Origin of the sequence: Chloroflexus aurantiacus J-10-fl, from assembly GCF_000018865.1 — a bacterium.
GTDB lineage: Bacteria > Chloroflexota > Chloroflexia > Chloroflexales > Chloroflexaceae > Chloroflexus > Chloroflexus aurantiacus.
The window spans coordinates 5036952-5053603 of sequence record NC_010175.1 but is presented as its reverse complement, the minus strand read 5'-3'; the positions used below and the strand labels follow the sequence as shown (position 1 = coordinate 5053603).

Below are 16652 nucleotides of genomic sequence, written 5' to 3'. Positions count from 1 at the left end.
CCTGTTACGTTGACCCTCCACGTTGTCAGGCAACCAATACCGGCTCGTGTACGGTTAAGGCATTAACCGCAGCAGCGATCTGCTGCAATTCCTCAAGGCTGAGCGCCGGATGCACCGGTAAGGCGATGATCTCACGGGCAATCCGGTCGGCGACCGGCGTTTCGGCTTCGATACCCAGCTTGCGGTACAGCGGTTGTTGCGGGATTGGTAGTGGGTAGAAGATGGCCGTACCGACACCGGCGGCGTTCAACTGTTTGATAGCCGCATCGCGGTTCCCGATCACGCGGATCGTGTACTGATGAAAGACATGACGTACATCCGGGCGTACATACGGCGTGATGACCGCCGGATGGCGAATGTGTTCGCTTAGAAATGCGGCATTTGCGATCCGCTGCGCCGTGAAACGCTCACACTTGGCCAGTTGGGCCCGACCAATTGCAGCTTGCAGATCGGTCATCCGGAAGTTGTAGCCGAGGATTTCGTGATAATAGCGCACCCGGCTGCCGTGGTTACGCAACAAGCGTAAACGGTCAGCGATAGCCGGATCGTTGGTGGTGATCATCCCGCCCTCACCACTGGTCACGTTTTTGGTGGCGTAGAGCGAAAAGCAGCCGACGCCGAAACTGCCCACCGGTTGGTCGCGGTAGGTCGCCCCTATTGCCTGAGCAGCATCTTCGATGATTGCCAGGTTATACCGGCGGGCAATTTCGATAATCGGTGCCATATCTGCCGGTTGACCGTAGAGATGAACCGGCATAATCGCCCGTGTTCGTGAGGTAATGGCGGCAGGGATCAGATCGGGATTCAGGTTGTACGTTCGTGGATCGATATCAACAAACACCGGTGTCGCCCCGGTCATTAAGATGCTGTTAGCCGTGGCGATGAAGCTGAAGGGCGTGGTGATCACCTCGTCCCCAGGGCCAATGTTATGGGCCAGCAGGGCAAGGTAGAGCGCGATGGTGCCGTTCATCACGGCCACAGCGTGGCGTGTCCCACACAGAGCGGCAAATTCCGCTTCAAAGCGTTCAACTTCTGGCCCCTGCGCAATCATGCCCGAACGTAACACAGCCAGCACCGCCTCTTCCTCTTCGGGGCCGATCAGTGGTCGGGAGATGGGGATCATTGCTGACCTCCTACCGCCTTTGCCTGCAAAATTACCGGTTGGAGCGAGGCTTCGATTTGCCGACCTAAATTGACCGCCAGAGCATGGCAGACAATGCTATGGATGTCTTCAATCAAAGGCATAAAGTTGTTTTTGACGTGCAGGCCAATTTTGGCAATCCGATACAGGCGGCCACCATCACGTCCGGTAATGCCGATGGTGACGGCACCAACGCGATTGCCCCATTCGATGGCCCGTACCACATTGGCCGAGTTGCCACTCCCGGAAATCGCAATGATGATGTCGCCATCGCGGTAGAGCGCCTGCAACTGCTCGACAAACACATCGGCATACTCTTGATCGTTTGACCAGGCAGTAATCAGTGGAACGTTGTCGGTGAGCGCAATAGCGCGCACCCGGCGAGCCTGGGGATTGATCGTCCATTTCGAGAGATCGCAGGCGAAGTGCGAGGCGGTTGCCGCACTACCCCCATTGCCACAGACAAAGATGGTTGCATCGCGCTGGTAGGCTTCCCAGATGGCGTCAGCTACTCGTTGGAGTTCCCAGAGTGGCAACTGCTCAAGCGTTTGGCATGTCTGGACAACATACGATGTCAGATTGTTCATGACCCCCTCCCAGTGGTTTCTGATGTATTTACGAGCGCGCAACCATTAACATGCCGGCACAAATCACAATCACACCGGCTGCGCGCAGTGGATTGACCTGTTCGTGCAAGACCAGCCATGCCAGCAGGAAGATGATGATATGGTTCAGGCTAACGAAGGGATACGCTACACTAAGATCAATCCGCGAGAGGGTGACCAGCCAGAAAAAGGTGCCGATACCGTACACCAGTAGACCGCCGATCACCATCGGTGAGGTGACAATGCGCCAGACAATCCCCGGTGCCGTCTCCAGGGTCAGCGCGAGTGGCCCCATGGCACCCATCCCCTGCTTCAACATCATCTGACCAATCACGCCCAGCGTCGTAGCAATCAAAATCAGCATAATGGTGCTCATCGCCAGTGAACCCTTTCGTGGCGTTGGCTGCTCGATCTCGGTGGAGACAGCCGGCGGTGTCTGCCTGATAACTTGCTCGTCAATCTGTTGCATTGATCCCCCCATAGACTGGCAGTCGGGCTATCGACTGCGCGAGATTGCTTTGGTCTGCGGTCGGGCAAAGAAGCGGCGCTGGAGAATGCTGCTCATATAGCGAATGTGGGTTTTCGTGATTTGCCAGACCCGCGCCTTTGATTGTCCATACTGGCGCACGCGCAGCGTGGTTGGATACTCGGCGACGCGGTAACCACTCAGCAGTGCTTCAACCAGCCACTCCGTCACCATCAGAAAGCCGTCGGCGTGGGTGGTAATGTGTTCGATCACGTGACGCCGGCAGGCACGGAAGAGCGCGGTGTAGGTGTGAATCCGTGCATCGACCAGGATGCGGTAGCAGAGTGAAGCCGATTTGCTAATGAAGACCCGGTAGGCCGGTACGTTTTCAATCCCACCGCCAGCGTGATAGGGTGAAGCGGTCACCAGATCAACGTCGGGGGTGAGCCGGTCGAGTAAGGCCGGTATTTCGCTGAAGGGATAGGTGCCATCACTATCACAGGTGACGATGATTTCACCGGTGGCGTTGGCAAAGCCGGTACGCAACGCTGCCCCCAGGCCACGGTTTGTCGGATGGTGAACGATGACGGTATCGGGCCAGGCACCAAATGTCTGTTCGAGGAGATCACCCGTTCCGTCGCGACTGCCATCATTGACCAGCACGAGCTGGGTTCGTCCGCGTTCGCGTAGCATATCCAGGGCCTGAATAAGCCGGTTATGCATTGCCGGCAAACCTTCAGCTTCGTTATAACAGGGAATCACAATTGAAAAATCGTAGTACGCCACGGTCTACTCCTGCAAAAAGAGCGATCAAGGTGAGGATTGCTGGCATGATTGCTCGGAAGCTGGCTGAAATACTGGATAAATTATCTAACCTCGATCTAACGTTCCTCTAAATATTTGCGGTTAGTAAATGAGGATTTATTCATCAATGCGTATACACCGGTGTCGTAACCGCACGGTAGACCGATTCCAGGCAAGTTACACTCTGTTGCCAGTGATGGTGGCGTTCGACATACATACGCCCGGCCTGCCCAAGCCTGTCCCGTCGTTCAGGATCGGCCAGCAAGTTCAAGATCGCCTGCGCAAACTCAGCGGCGTCATCGGCTACGATCAGATCGTGACCGGGTTGTACACTCAGGGCGACTGTTGCCTGACGGGCTGTGATCACCGGGGTCGCGGTTGCCATCGCTTCCAGCACTTTGTTTTGCACGCCAACACCGTAGCGAATAGGGGCGACCGCGATGGTGGCCTGGGTCAGGTAGGGGCGCAGATCAGGTACTGCACCGGTAACGGTAATACGCGGATCGTGGGCGTATGCCCGGATATGGGCGCCTGGTTCGGCACCGGCCAGAGTGACGGTTACTTCAGGGCGCACTGCCCATACCCGTGGCATAATTGCCTCGACCAGGTAGCGAGCCGCGGCCTCGTTGGCGTGGTAGCTCATTTTGCCGGTGAAGACCAGGCTGGCAGGGTGTCGCGGGCCGGTGTGTGGTTGAAAGTATTCCAGGTCAACACCGTTGGGAGCAACAACCAGCGGATTGTGGCCGGGGTGGCTCAGGGTTTGATTGAGGGTCATTAATGCCCAGCGGTCTTCGGGAGACGTGACCACAACGGCAGCAAAGCGATGGGGGTAGGTAGCTTCGTAGTGGCGAGTGCGGGCCAGATCGATCAGCGCGCGCAAGCGCCCGCTCAGGCTACTGCTCCGCCGAAATGTGCGCTCAAACAGGAGGCTGATGCTATCGACCGCGTCGAGAACGACTGGCAGTCCGCCACCACTCTGGTGTAGCGCTGCTAACCCAATTTCCGCGGCACGTAAATGCTCGATATGGATCACGTCATGATCGCCGCTTTGGATCTCTCGCGTTACTGCCGTAATCATCGCAGGAGTCAGGCAGTGGGCAGCCTGGAGCGGTAACCGGGTAGGAAGGGCACGAATATAGGCCAGCACATGATCACCGGTTCGTGTTGGTACGGCAACCACCCGTCGGCAGATGGTACGCAGTTCGGCCAAGGCCGCCTCATTGTCGGCGACACAAACCAGGGTGATGGTATGACCGCGCCGGGCCAGATGACGGATAAACTGATACGGTCGCACCCGGATCGGCGAGGGTGTGTATGGCGCTACAAACAGAATGTTCATCCGCGTTTCCCTTCTGCGAGTGGGTGAACCTTTTGTAAAGCTGTTTCGTACAGGCGATCAATCGCCGGACAAACGACGCGCCAGTCGTAGCGCTCTTCGGCCAGCCGTCGCCCCTGCACAGCCAGTCGTCTGCCCAATGCGGGATCGTTCAGCAGTCGGATCAAGGCGTCGGCAAATGAAGCCGGATCATCGCCAACCAGCAGGTGTTCACCGGGTGTGACGTCGATCCCTTCGTAGCCAATCGTGGTTGAGACAATGGGTAGGCCACGGGCCAGGGCTTCGAGGATTTTGACCCGCATCCCTCCGCCGGCATGCACCGGTACGATGAGGGCCGCTGTGCGTTCGAGGTACGGACGCGGATCGGCAACGTATCCCGGCACCTCAATGGCCGGATCGACCGTTAGGCGGCGAACGGTGGCCGGTGGGCGGGCACCGACCAGCGCTACTCTGGCGTGCGGAACCGCTTGTTTGACGCGCGGCCATACCTCGTGGGCAAACCAGAGGACGCCGTCAACGTTCGGCGGCCAGAACATGGTGGCCATGCTCAGGATCGTGTCGGGGTGAGGCTGGCGATGGACAATCGCTTCGCGCTGCGTGTCGATGGCGATGGGAATGATCGCGGTTGGTGGGAGTGTCACGCCGGCTTCGCTGGCAGCCAGCTTAAGAAATGTGTAATCCGGTTCGCTCACCGCCAGCATACCGTCGAAACGGGCGCACAATTGCGCTTCAGTGCGTCGCAAGCGGCGGGTTTCGATCTGCAAACCGATCCGCTGAATCAGGTGCGAGCGAGCCGCCATGCGGGCTACGATTGTCCAGACGGCATTGTGCTGGTCGATGATCCGTGCCCCAGCCGGCAGATCGACGGAAAAGGGTGCCATGTTGAGTTGATCGGCGTGGATAATATCAAAGTGCTCCCGTGCGGTCAGATTGGCGAGCAGGCGCTGTAGTTCTGGAGAGGCATCGCGACTCAGAATGAAGGACGTTCCGGTCAGCGCGCTTTTGAGCAGGAAACGGGCATCTTTCCAGCGGGAGCGCTGAAACGGAACGGTGTAGACCTCGCGGCAGATACGTCGTAACGACTCGGCGTGCGCCTTTTCCTGGGGGGTGCGTACCAGCGATACCAGCGTGACCTCGTGCTTCTCACAGAGGTATTGCAGCACGTTATAGGTTTTGATTTTTGGCCCGCTATCAGGCGGATAGGGAGCAATGAGTGTGAGCATCAAAATGCGCATGGAATCACCTCTGTGGGGGCGGCGCGATGGGCATAACCGAACGCATATCCGGTTTGGTGATCGCTGGCGAACGTTCAGCCGGTTCCAACGGGCGTAAGAGGAGTACCAGACCGGCGACGATGACAATCAGCAACGGTAGCAGGCTGATCGGCCCGTCCAGTTGCAAGACCATGCCGAGGTTGCGGGCAATGTCGCCGCGTGCCCAGGCCGGAATGACATACTCTGTCCAGGTGGCGCGAATAGCATCGCTGGGGAAGAGCTGGGTTGCCGTGGCTTCCGTCCAGACCAGACCGAACGAGATGGTGATTAACGTGAGGATAGCGGTGCGCCAGATCGGGTGAGACCACACAGCAGCGCAGAGCAGGATGGCCAGCAATGCCAGGAACGGGATCATCGGCACGATGTATCGTGGCCCGGCGGCAAAGCCTCCCCACCACATAATCGAGGAGCCGTAGAAGAGCAAGAAGCTCAGGGGCACCAGCAACACAACCCACCATTCGGCCCGGTGTTGTCGTTGGCGCCAGCCAATCCAGTAAGCGGGGATCGCCAGCAGCAACCATGGTGCCCGGAAGAAGAGACCACGAAAATCACCGAACGTTAGTCCCCAGATGGCATCCCACTGCGGGCCGACCAGGCTCATAAAACCGGTGTGGTGCTGCTCTTGCCAGAGTGCCGAGTGGGCATAGCCGATTGGCAGGGGGGTGCCAAAGGCTGCCAGATCGTAGATCACCAGCAACGTCAGTGGGATTGCACCACCTACCAGCAATGTCTGCAACCATCTCCATCCACGCCGATACAGTGTGTACAGGCCGATAATGGCCGCAGCCGGTGCTGCCGGGTATTCACTGATCACCACCCAGCCTAATGCCAGACCGACAACAGCGGCGCTGATGGCAGGCGGCCAGGTTGATGGTGGTGCCCAGGCCAGGGCAAAGGCGGTGAAGAGCAACACGGCAACCAGTTGATGGGAGTAGAAGTTGCCGGCGTAGGGCGCGGCGCTGGTCGCCAGACCATAAGCGAGGGTGCCGATACTGGCCGGGATTGGGGGTACGCCGAGTCGTTGCAGAATGAGCAAGAAGAGGCCACCGAACAGGGCTGCCGGCAAGGCAACGACAACCAGCGTCAAAAGATATTGCACCAGCGCAAACCGAATCTTGTCCGGTTGTAAGCCGCTGCCATCTGGATTGAGAGTCGCGGCGAAACGACCACTCAGCCGCTCGAATTGAGCCTGGACGAGTGGGGTGTTGAGGAGTGGCCGGAGGGCAGCGTAGACTGGTACGCCTAAAAATGACAATCCCGGTGGCTTGTCGGTATACGCATGACCCTCAAAGATGGCATAGTCGCCGGTGTTCTCGACATAGCGGTCGATGCGTGGCGTGCCATCATCAACCAGGGCCAGCACCAGATTCAACCGCGAGTTCTGGTTCCAGTCCGACCAGCGTGGCAGGATGTAGGCATAACTACAGAAGAGCAGGAACACGATGAGCCAGAAGCGCCGCATAAGGCTACCTTTTCTGCTTAGGGTGTATGCCGCTGCCATATCGTGTAGGGGCCGGCACTGTAAACCGGTGCGTAATCGCGTTGTAAACGTTCGTGGTCGTAGATGCCGGTATACGCACTGAATGGGCCGGTGAGCACGTATGGCGGGTTGGCGTCCAAACCATCGTAAGCAACCGGTGATCCGCCGAGCCAGGCGTGGCGAACAGCGCCATCAAGGAGTTCGGTCGGAACGTAGTGATAGGTGTGATCGGTGAAAATAGCCAGCTCTGGTTCCCACGTCTCGATGATGGCGTCGGTTGGGATAGCCTGATTGAGAAATGCAGCCATGCGTTGTGCAGAGTCATCAGGGCGAAGCACCACGCCGACCGTCAGGCTAAGTGAGAAGCCGGTGATTAGAGCCAGACCGGCACCAACTGCACCGGCCAGAACCGGTTGACGACGCTGCCAGAGCCAGGCAAGCAGATCGCCGATCATTCGGGCAACTGCCGGTGCGCCGAGGGCAACGGCGGGGAAGGCGTAGCGCGGCCAGCCGAGCGATACCAGATACCAGCCGATCCAGAGTATTGCCGGCACGGTGAGGGTCAGCTCGGCAAAGGCCATGGCATTGCGCTGCCGGCAGCGCCAGAGGCTGTACAGCAGGGCCGGAATGAGCAAGCCACCGTACACCTGTACCAGATAACGGATAGCGCGAAGACTGGCTTCGCCGTCGAAGACGAAGATCGCGCCACCGGCTGCCTGGCGGGTTTTCGCCAGATTGGCACTGAAATCAGCCGGGCCGAGAAATGCCAGCATGATCAGCAGCCAGCCGGCAAACATACTCCCGGCAATGAGTGGTGGGGCAAGTCGCAACCACCAGTCACCTACGCGCATGAAGCGCCAATCGAGAAGGACCAGAATGAGGAGGGAGGGCGCCACAATCAGGGCAAACTGATTCTTGGTAATCAGCGCCATCCCAAAGCCAATCCCGGCGAGGATGGCACTGCGCCGGCGGTGCGCTGGCTGTAGTATTGATTTGACATAAAACAACAACCCCATCCCAAGCCAGGCCAATCCAGGCACCTCACCCAATACCTGGCGGCCATATTCGATCATCCCTTCAAAGCCACGGGTGCGTGACGCGATGAGAAGCAGGACTGTCAACAGGGCCAGATAGCGTCCGTGCAGGTGTCGTGCCAGCAGGTAGAAGAGCCAGAGGGTGGCGAAGAGATAGGCCACGATGACGAGGCGTGCTGCCAGCAGATCAACCCCAACCAGGCGAAAGACGAGCGCTACCGGTAGCATCACCGTCGGCCCAACACCGATAGTTGGGCCGAAATAGCGAAAGCCCTCGCTGCTGATGTCGGCGTAGACACCGTAGCGGATAAGCGTTTCCGGGACGTGCAGATGCGATCCCTCGTCGAACCAGGTGCGCGGTGCATAGGGCAGATTCACCAGGGCGAGCAGCCCGATGATGACGACGAGGAGCAGTGTTGCTGCTCGTTCACCGAAACGCACCAGGTCTGACGTTGGTCGTAGAAGATCGGTCGTGAGCTGTTTGTGCATGGTTCCCTCGATGCCAACAACGACCCGGTGGCGCGGCGGGCATTCCCGCCGGCCACTGTCAGGTCAGGCATACAATACGGATCGTGGTGTCTACATACTGCTACCGCTCAGCCGGCGCAGTCCTTCATTCCGTAAGCTGCCGCCGATCCACTTGAGATGGTTCACGCCGATTTGCCAGAGCTGACCCCAGGTTTCAGGGTTAGCCGCACCCTTGAGGAAGGTCATGATTGGTCGTGGCCTTAGTGACCACTCGCGAGCTGCACGTTTGGCCCAGTACTCCAGATCAGCCGAGCTGAGGTGTGGGTAGTTGAGCACCGTGTGCGAATACATGTCGTAGTCTTCCCACTGGTTCATGCGAATCCAGCCATTGGCGACGGCTTCGTAGTAGAAGGGTGTGCCAGGGTAGGGGGTGGCAATATGGAACAGGGCAATATCGAGGGGAAGCCGTTTCGAGAGTGCAATGGTCTGTTGGATGGTTTCGACCGTTTCGCCCGGCAGACCGATGATGAAATAGCCCCAGTTCATGATACCGGCGCGATGGCTGGCGGCAATCGTCTCTTCGATCCGTTTGACGGTGGTACCCTTGCGGGCGCGCTTCAACACCTCTTCGCTCCCGCTCTCCAGCCCCCAGGCGATCATGAAGCAGCCGGCCTTACGCATCAGGCGCAGTTCATCTTCGTCCACAAAATCGACGCGACTGTTGCAGCTCCACCGCAGTTTTAAGCCCTCTTTGATAATCGTGTGGCAGAGATCGTAGACAAATTCCTTCTTGACCGTAAACAGGTCGGCCTCGAAGTGGATGTGATGCATGCCCATTTCTTTCAGCATCACCATCTCTTGCAGGACGTGGTGGGGGCTGCGATGGCGAACGCTCGACTGGTAGGTGACGTGCTTGATGCAGTAGCGGCAGCCAGCCGGGCAGCCGCGACTGGTCAGGACGAAGGTGTAGGGGCCACCCACGATTGGCACTTTGTAGCGTTGCCAGGGTAACTGATCGTGGAGGGGAATGGGTAGTGTGTCGAGGTCTTCAATGAACGGGCGGTCAGGGTTGATGCGGACTTCGCCGTGCTCGTCGCGGTAGCCAACACCGAGGGTTTCGCGCAGAGCTTTAGCAATAATTTTGGGATGCACGCCTAAGAAGCGGCCACGGGTTGTCAGATATGACGCATCGGGAAACGGTAGCTTGCGCCAGGGCGGCGTCAGGTCGGGGTTGCCGACGGGGACCGTATCAGCCGCACGCTCTTCTTCGACTACCCGGTCAATCGTGCGAATGACATCAACAATGGTCAGTTCCGGTTCACCGCGCACCACAATATCGAGCGTTGGGTAGGATTCGAGCGTTTCGCGAGTCATCGGCGTAACGTGCGTGCCGATGGCCATAGTGATTGTGCCCACCGCCTTGCCGATGAAGGTCGTGCGCATGTCGTTCGTCAGGGTTGGAGCCGTGGCGTGGATGATCATGTAGCGCGGCTTCTTTTCCCACATATACTTCTCGAACGACTTCCAGTCCATCATCAGGCCAATTGCATCGATCACTTCAACGCTATAGCCGGCCTCTTTGACCACGGCGGCAATTTGGGCCAATGCGGTTTGCGGCCAGATAATCCCGTCGCGCGTTCGCCGTCCAACGCGAGCAATGTCGCGCAAGAAGAGATCGCCGTCGGGCGATGGCGGATTGAGCACCAGCACATCGAGGCGAGGTGTCTTCTCGCGTGGCATTTCCACAAAGCGAATTTCGCCGGCCCGCTCGTTGGGGCGGGCGGGAGCAACCAGCTTGATGCCGGTTGGTTTGTCACCGGGTGCTTGCTTGCGCTGAACCGGAGTCATTTCCTGCTCGCTCATGTTCATCCCCTTCTAATCGTGCATCAGATGATGCTGTAGCGCCGCCTGTGCGATGGTCAATGCGGGCAGGAGTGAAGCGGCGGAATTGCTTGATAACCGTTGATCCGAATGATAATTGCAAACCATGCAGTACCATGGTCAGCGTCAATATGACGAAAGCAGTATTGAAGACCGACCCGACCAGCATGTGCAGCGGTCGATTCCAGCCGGCCAGCTCCAGCCCAAACAACATGTCAATCGCGTGATGGAACTCGCCGTCAACGTGCTTTTCGTATTCGTACCCTAACCCGAAGAGCAATGCGCTAAACAGCCAGACGGCATTGGCACGGTTTGGTTGCCGGTAGAGCCGAATACTCATAAACAGAGCGGCCACCAGGGCCACGATGATCGGCCAGTTGTGACTGATTAGAACAATCAGGTAGCCGATAACGTAGTGGCCTTGACCAAGATTCTGTTCGCTCCACTGGTAAAATGCTTCCACCGGTGTCCTCGTTTCAGGCGGTTTGTGGCGCAGTCTCGACTGGTGTTGTGAGTGGAACGTATGTCCAGTTCAGGTCAGCTTCCTGCTCGCTCTCGCGGCGGCTTAGTTCGGCGAGCACCCGCGCCAGCCCCCACGCACTGACCAACTGTACTCCCATCAGAACAAGCATGGCACTCACGACCGGCGCAAACCACGAATGAGGCAGGGCGGGATTGGTCAGATCGAAGGCAACAGCCGCGACGTAGGTCATGACACCCCCAATCATCGCCAGCAATCCCAGCCACCAGTAATGGCGTTCAATCCGTCGTCCGTTTCCGCGACGACCAAACAGACCCTGGCGGATGGCGCGTTTGTGGAACAGTGCAACCAGATAACTGAACGACGTGCCGGTGGTGTAGAGGGTCACACCGGCGACGGCCAGCACCAGGGCGCCGAAGAGTTGCGGGAACGACCAGCCAAGCAGCATGCCGAGCGCGATGCCAATGCTCTGCCCCAGAATGAGCAGGCCGGCCAGGAGGAGCAAGAGGAGTCCTAATCCGCCAAAGATACGAACCGGATTATAGGTCAGGGCCGTCCAGACAATCGATTTGGTAAAGCGGAGGCCATCGCGGATCACGTGGAGCTTGCTGCGCCCAGAGCGCTCTTTGTAGGGAATGGGAATCTCTACCATGCGCAGCCCTTCGTGAAGGGCACGGGTGCTCATTGCCGGCGTAAAATCGAGGGTGTTCGGTAATGGGTAGATGATCGGAAGAATTGAGCGCCGTAGGACGCGCTGGCCACTTGCGCTATCGCTAATGCGTACACCGGCGACCAGCGAGAGCATGGTGGCGAAGATGGTGTTACCGATCCGGCGTACCAGCGGCATCTCGCTATGGGCACCGGCCATACGACTCCCGATCACAATATCGGCGCCGGCCAGCACCTCCCGGCACATCGCCGGAAAGTATTCTGGCGGATAGGTGCTGTCGGCATCAAGGAAGCCGATCAGTTCGCCACGGGCCTGACTAAAACCGGTCTTCAACGCGCCGCCATAGCCACGATTCTGTTGCCGGATCAGGCGTACTTGATCACCAAATCCCTGCACGATAGCCGCGGTACGATCTTTCGAGCCATCATCAACAACGATGCACTCCAGATCATCTACGCCCACCTCTTTGAGCGCCGGTCGAATTGCCAGCACGCGCTCAACAATGGCCGCAATGCCATCCTCTTCGTTGTACGCCGGAATCACAACTGAAAGTGTCGCCATGCGTTCCCCTCCCCATGGTTGCTGACGTGCCAGATAAGGTGTCGCGTTTGTGTCAGTAGACCGGTACAGTCAGGCGTTCGTGTGGTAACGGATCGGCACGAAGATCGCGTACAACACGAGCTGGATTTCCGACAGCGACGCAGTAATCGGGAATATCTTTCGTCACCACAGCACCGGCACCCACGACGACGTTGCGCCCGATCCGCACGCCGTCGAGAATAATCGCGCCACTGCCAATCCAGGAACCATCACCGATGGTGATGCCCTGCGCCGTGATACCTTGCGCACTGATCGGGCGGGTTGTGTCGTGAAAGACGTGATTGACGGCCAACACCTGTACCAGCGTGCCCAGATAGACATCGTCGCCAATCGTGATACCGCCTTGTCCGCGCAAGATGCAGCTTTCGCCAATGAGCGAGCGTTGCCCGATAGTGATATGGCTGTGGGGGAGATTGCGAAAATTGTAGACGTGAAGGATTGCGTTCTTCATCACCATACTTTCGGCGCCGATGCTAATGCCGCCGGGACAGGCATGCAGGTAGACACCGTGATCGAGGTAGACGCCACGCCCCAGGCGCACATTGTCGGCAAAGCGGATACGTACACCGTCTTCGATGGCGACGATACCCTCTATCTGCATCAATGCCCGATAGGCCAGTGCCCGTAAGCCGATGCCGACCAGACCAGGTACCCAGCCGCATACGCTTTGCAGCACCTGTTCGGCCAGGTATCGTGGTAATGAGCTTGCCTGTCGGCTCAGATAGAGTCGCAATCGATCCGTCATATGACCCCTGAACGCTTCTGCTGCTGGACGCTTGTAGGATAGTTACCAGGTCTGAATATTGACTAACTATTGATAGGTGTATATGTGACAAAATAATTATGTATTGACGGCAGCTTCCATAATTGCCACCGCGCGTTCGGCGGCACCACTGACAATTGGTGAGCGGGCATTGCGGAGACGGCTTAAACCGGTTGGACTGAGCCACGTTGCAGCACCGGCGAGAATGTCTTCGTAAGAGTTCCCGATCAATACCGCAACACCGGCATCGACCAGGTAGCGCCATTCGGTTTCATTACGTACCAGCAGAATGGGCGTACCCAACACGGCGGCCTCTTCTTGCAGGCCACCAGAGTCGGTGAGCAGAGCCTGGGCCGACTGCACCAGGCAGAGGGTGTCGAGGTAGCCGAGCGGGCGGATCGCCAGGATGTGTGGCGAAAGTTGTAATCCCTGGCGCTCAAGCGCAGCCGCAGTGCGTGGATGTACCGGGAAGACGATTCGGTAGCTCTCGGCCAGTTCGTTTAGCGCCCGCACAATGCCCGGTAGGGTCGTCGGTTCCGTGTTTTCGGCGCGGTGTAGCGTCAGCGCCAGATAGCTCCCCGGTGTCAGTTCCAGTTGTTGCAGGATGGTACTGGTGGCGGCACGCTCGCGATGGCGCAAGGCAGCGTCGATGGCGGTAGAACCGATCACGTGAATCCGTTCGTCTGGCAGCCCCTCTGCGCGCAGGTTGGCCGCGGCAATTTCATCGGCGGCTAGCAGTATTTCGGCAATATGATCGACAATAATGCGGTTGAGTTCTTCGGGCATAGCGCGGTTGAACGACCGCCCACCCGCTTCCAGATGCACTACCGGAAAGCCGAGTTTGGCGGCGCAGAGCGCACCGGCCATTGTGGTGTTGGTGTCACCCTGCACCAGCACGAGATCGGGGCGCTCTTGCAGCAAGATTGGCTCAAGCCGGGCCAGAATGCGGGCCGTCTGCTCGCCGTGCTGCGCCGAACCTACGCCGAGGGTGTAGCGGGGCGATGGCAGACTCAGTTCCTCAAAAAAGATAGCGTCAACCTCATACGAATAGTGCTGACCAGAATGCACCAGGATATGATCAAAGCGTTCTTCGAGCAGTGGAATCACCGGTGAGAGTTTAATAATCTCTGGTCGGGTGCCGAGGACGGTGAGGACGCGCGCCATAAGTTACCTCTCTTCATATTCGAGTTGAATACCGTAGTAGCGCTGTAAAAATGTGCACAGTGCATCAAGAATGACTGCGCGCGCAGGGCTGCGCCGATAGGTGATCAGGTTGAGCCAGAGCTGCGTCGGTGCCGGTTGCCAGTCGGGCCGACAGATAAGCCAGACGGTCGGTTGGTCAGGGGCAGCGACTGGTGTTTCACCGTGGGCCGGTACCAGCACTATCCGATAGGTGTGCCGCCCAACCTGAACCAGCGGGTGGGGCGTATCGCTCAGTAACCTTAGTTCGCCGTGATTCGTGGCAATTGCCAGAAAATGACGTAGCATCTGGCCGGCGATTGCATCAAGCCGTCGCGGGGTGATCGTGCGCTGCATACGGTTCATCGTGTTGACCACCTGGGCCGGATGTCCTTCGACGATTGCATTCGCCGGAATGTCACCACTGACCACCGAGCGCGAGTTCACAAAACTGTTATCGCCGATAGTCGTGCCGGGGTGGAGAAAGACGCCGGCAGCACACCAGACCCGATTGCCGATCACCACCGGTGCGAAGCGTACCCAATAGCCCTCGGTGTAGGGCAGAAATGAACCGTGGGTGTACACCATGCAACGGGCGCCGAGCGCACTCCAGTCGCCGATCCGCACCTCTTCCTCGGTGTTGATGAGCGATTGCGGGCCGATGTAGCTGTGATGACCGATCCGCAAACCGGCAGCACCGTACACCAGGATGAAGCTGCTGATGATGCTGTAACGACCAATGCTGAGGTCACCGCCACAGTTGATGATGGTCAAGGCACGGATCGCGCTGTGATCGCCGATGCTGATGTGGCGCCCCATCACGGTACTGAACCAGCCAATCGAGACGCCTCGGCCAATCTGAGCACCGCAACAGATGCGTAAGATAGCCGGTTTACAGGCTGGTGGCACGATGAAGAGCAGGATAAAGATGGCGGTACGGAAGAGATTCATGTTCGCTGCCCAGGTATTACCGGATTTCTTCACATCTGTTCATCTTCGCCGAGGCCATGGCTGTTTTCCGCGATACTGCTGGCCCGCGCCGACCAGTGTCTGGCGATGGCTGCCGGGGTTGCGAACCAGACCCGGCCACGTGCTGCCAGGTCTTCCCACAGGGAACGGTAGATCGCTGCCCATCCCGGAAAGAGCGTGTCGTCATAGACATAATCATGCACATCGACCAGTAGTAAACCACCCTGGCGAGAGACGGTCTCACGCAGATCGCCAAGCAGGGTATCACGTTCACCGGGGTTAAACTGCTTCTGCCCAAACAGGTGATCGTCCATCCAGCCGGTTGGCAGTTGCAAGGTGCGAATTGCCCGGCGCAACCTGCGGTGCCAGGGGAAGAAGGGCCAGGTACTACTCCGACGCCAGCCCAGATACCGGTTGTGGGTCAGGGATGCATCGTAGTGAAACCCAACCTGCTCGTGGATGAGCAGCGTTTGTTCGGGCTGTTGCGGATGGAGGTGCCAGTAGTGATGGCGATTCCCTTCAATCGGTTGGCCGCTGGCGACCGCCAGCCGTTCGCGTTCGGCAGCGAAGATGCGACGGTCGGTGTAGGCCAGGTAGCTGGCGTGCAGACCGATCTCCCAGCCGGCAGCACTCAATTCGCGGAAGAGCGCACGGAAGTGCGGCGCCTGCACATCGTAGAAGGGATCGGGACGTCCGGTTGCATATTCCAGCAACGACCCTTTGCGGGCAACGAAGTAAAACGCTGAGCGAGCACCGATCTGCTCTTCAAGAGCGATCCACGAGTGGAAGTGCCAGTGGTGGCGACGACCGGTGATCACATCACGGGCTGCCCGCAGTCCGCGCATCCCCTGTCGCCGCACAATCCGCAGCGGCTCCAGCCAGCGCACAACTTCTGGATAATCGACATCGTGACCACAGGTGGCGGCCAGGACTGCACCGTTGGGCCAGCGCGGGATGCCGGGGGGCAAACCGCACTGTTGCAGTATCTCGGCCAGCCAGCAGCCAATTGCCGATGCCATCCCACGCCGGAGTAGTCCCTGCGTCAGCATCGGTGAGCCGGTGAGATCGCGATAGCCGTGTTTGAGCGTCGGGTACTGCTCCTCTTCATAGCCGCTGAGGAGCCAGAAGGCGGCGAAGATCGGGTCGTGACCAATGTGCAGGCTGCCATGCACCACGACCGGTTGGACGTGCTCGTGGTCGCCTTCCAGCAGCGGCAGGGTATAGCCGCGCTGGATAGTGTGACCTCGTAAACGGGCCAGGGCAGGGTTTGCCCAACGTTCGGCACAGGCGTGGATAACAATCTGTGCTGGTGGCGCCTGAGCCGGATCGGTGGTATAGGCAATGGTGACCGGTGCAGCCTGCCACTGCTCTTCGTACCAGCTATAGCCCATACCGGTCAGCAATGTGCGCCAGGTATAGGTAATCTCAGCGCGCCGGGCCGCCAGTGCCGGATCGATAGCAATGCGAACTGTCGGTATCATAGGCTTCGTTTTTCGCTGCA

At 58.6% G+C, this 16652-nt stretch carries 15 protein-coding genes; all 15 read right to left on the bottom strand.

What is annotated here, in order from left to right; translation table 11 throughout:
* Positions 1 to 25: 25 nt before the first annotated feature.
* Entirely contained in the window at positions 26 to 1123 is a 1098-nt protein-coding gene (locus tag CAUR_RS19875; protein ID WP_012259620.1) for a DegT/DnrJ/EryC1/StrS family aminotransferase, read from the bottom strand.
* Positions 1120 to 1728: an SIS domain-containing protein gene (locus CAUR_RS19870; RefSeq protein WP_012259619.1), complete on the bottom strand. Its 609-nt coding sequence runs from the start codon at positions 1726 to 1728 to the stop codon at positions 1120 to 1122. Before CAUR_RS19870 ends, CAUR_RS19875 begins: the two co-directional genes overlap by 4 nt.
* Before the next feature lie 28 nt (positions 1729 to 1756).
* Entirely contained in the window at positions 1757 to 2215 is a 459-nt protein-coding gene (locus tag CAUR_RS19865) for an EamA family transporter (protein WP_012259618.1), read from the bottom strand.
* Positions 2216 to 2242: 27 nt separating this feature from the next.
* Complete coding sequence (locus CAUR_RS19860; protein WP_012259617.1) at positions 2243 to 2998, bottom strand: glycosyltransferase family 2 protein; 756 nt, start codon at positions 2996 to 2998, stop codon at positions 2243 to 2245.
* A 142-nt stretch (positions 2999 to 3140) separates the two neighbouring features.
* Positions 3141 to 4355, bottom strand: a complete 1215-nt coding sequence (locus CAUR_RS19855) for a glycosyltransferase (protein ID WP_012259616.1) — start codon at positions 4353 to 4355, stop codon at positions 3141 to 3143.
* Positions 4352 to 5587, bottom strand: a complete 1236-nt coding sequence (locus CAUR_RS19850) for a glycosyltransferase family 4 protein (RefSeq protein ID WP_012259615.1) — start codon at positions 5585 to 5587, stop codon at positions 4352 to 4354. The genes CAUR_RS19855 and CAUR_RS19850 overlap by 4 nt, the downstream gene beginning before the upstream one ends.
* Positions 5588 to 5591: 4 nt before the next feature.
* Entirely contained in the window at positions 5592 to 7088 is a 1497-nt protein-coding gene (locus CAUR_RS19845; protein WP_012259614.1) for a hypothetical protein, read from the bottom strand.
* A gap of 17 nt (positions 7089 to 7105) precedes the next feature.
* A complete protein-coding gene (locus CAUR_RS19840) occupies positions 7106 to 8629 on the bottom strand; it encodes an ArnT family glycosyltransferase (protein WP_012259613.1) in 1524 nt (507 codons plus the stop codon).
* Between the two features lie 90 nt (positions 8630 to 8719).
* On the bottom strand, positions 8720 to 10471 hold the full coding sequence (locus CAUR_RS19835; RefSeq protein WP_012259612.1) for a B12-binding domain-containing radical SAM protein: 1752 nt from the start codon (positions 10469 to 10471) through the stop codon (positions 8720 to 8722).
* Complete coding sequence (locus CAUR_RS19830; RefSeq protein WP_012259611.1) at positions 10422 to 10952, bottom strand: hypothetical protein; 531 nt, start codon at positions 10950 to 10952, stop codon at positions 10422 to 10424. Before CAUR_RS19830 ends, CAUR_RS19835 begins: the two co-directional genes overlap by 50 nt.
* A 13-nt stretch (positions 10953 to 10965) precedes the next feature.
* On the bottom strand, positions 10966 to 12201 hold the full coding sequence (locus CAUR_RS19825; protein WP_012259610.1) for a glycosyltransferase family 2 protein: 1236 nt from the start codon (positions 12199 to 12201) through the stop codon (positions 10966 to 10968).
* A gap of 52 nt (positions 12202 to 12253) precedes the next feature.
* Complete coding sequence (locus CAUR_RS19820) at positions 12254 to 12985, bottom strand: DapH/DapD/GlmU-related protein (protein WP_012259609.1); 732 nt, start codon at positions 12983 to 12985, stop codon at positions 12254 to 12256.
* A 96-nt stretch (positions 12986 to 13081) separates the two neighbouring features.
* Positions 13082 to 14167, bottom strand: a complete 1086-nt coding sequence (wecB, locus tag CAUR_RS19815; RefSeq protein WP_012259608.1) for a non-hydrolyzing UDP-N-acetylglucosamine 2-epimerase — start codon at positions 14165 to 14167, stop codon at positions 13082 to 13084.
* A 3-nt stretch (positions 14168 to 14170) separates the two neighbouring features.
* Positions 14171 to 15166 (bottom strand): acyltransferase, encoded by a 996-nt coding sequence (locus CAUR_RS19810; RefSeq protein ID WP_242604994.1) that lies wholly within the window; start codon positions 15164 to 15166, stop codon positions 14171 to 14173.
* Positions 15163 to 16632, bottom strand: coding sequence for a polysaccharide deacetylase family protein (locus tag CAUR_RS19805; protein ID WP_012259606.1), 1470 nt, complete (start codon positions 16630 to 16632; stop codon positions 15163 to 15165). Before CAUR_RS19805 ends, CAUR_RS19810 begins: the two co-directional genes overlap by 4 nt.
* Positions 16633 to 16652: the final 20 nt, after the last annotated feature.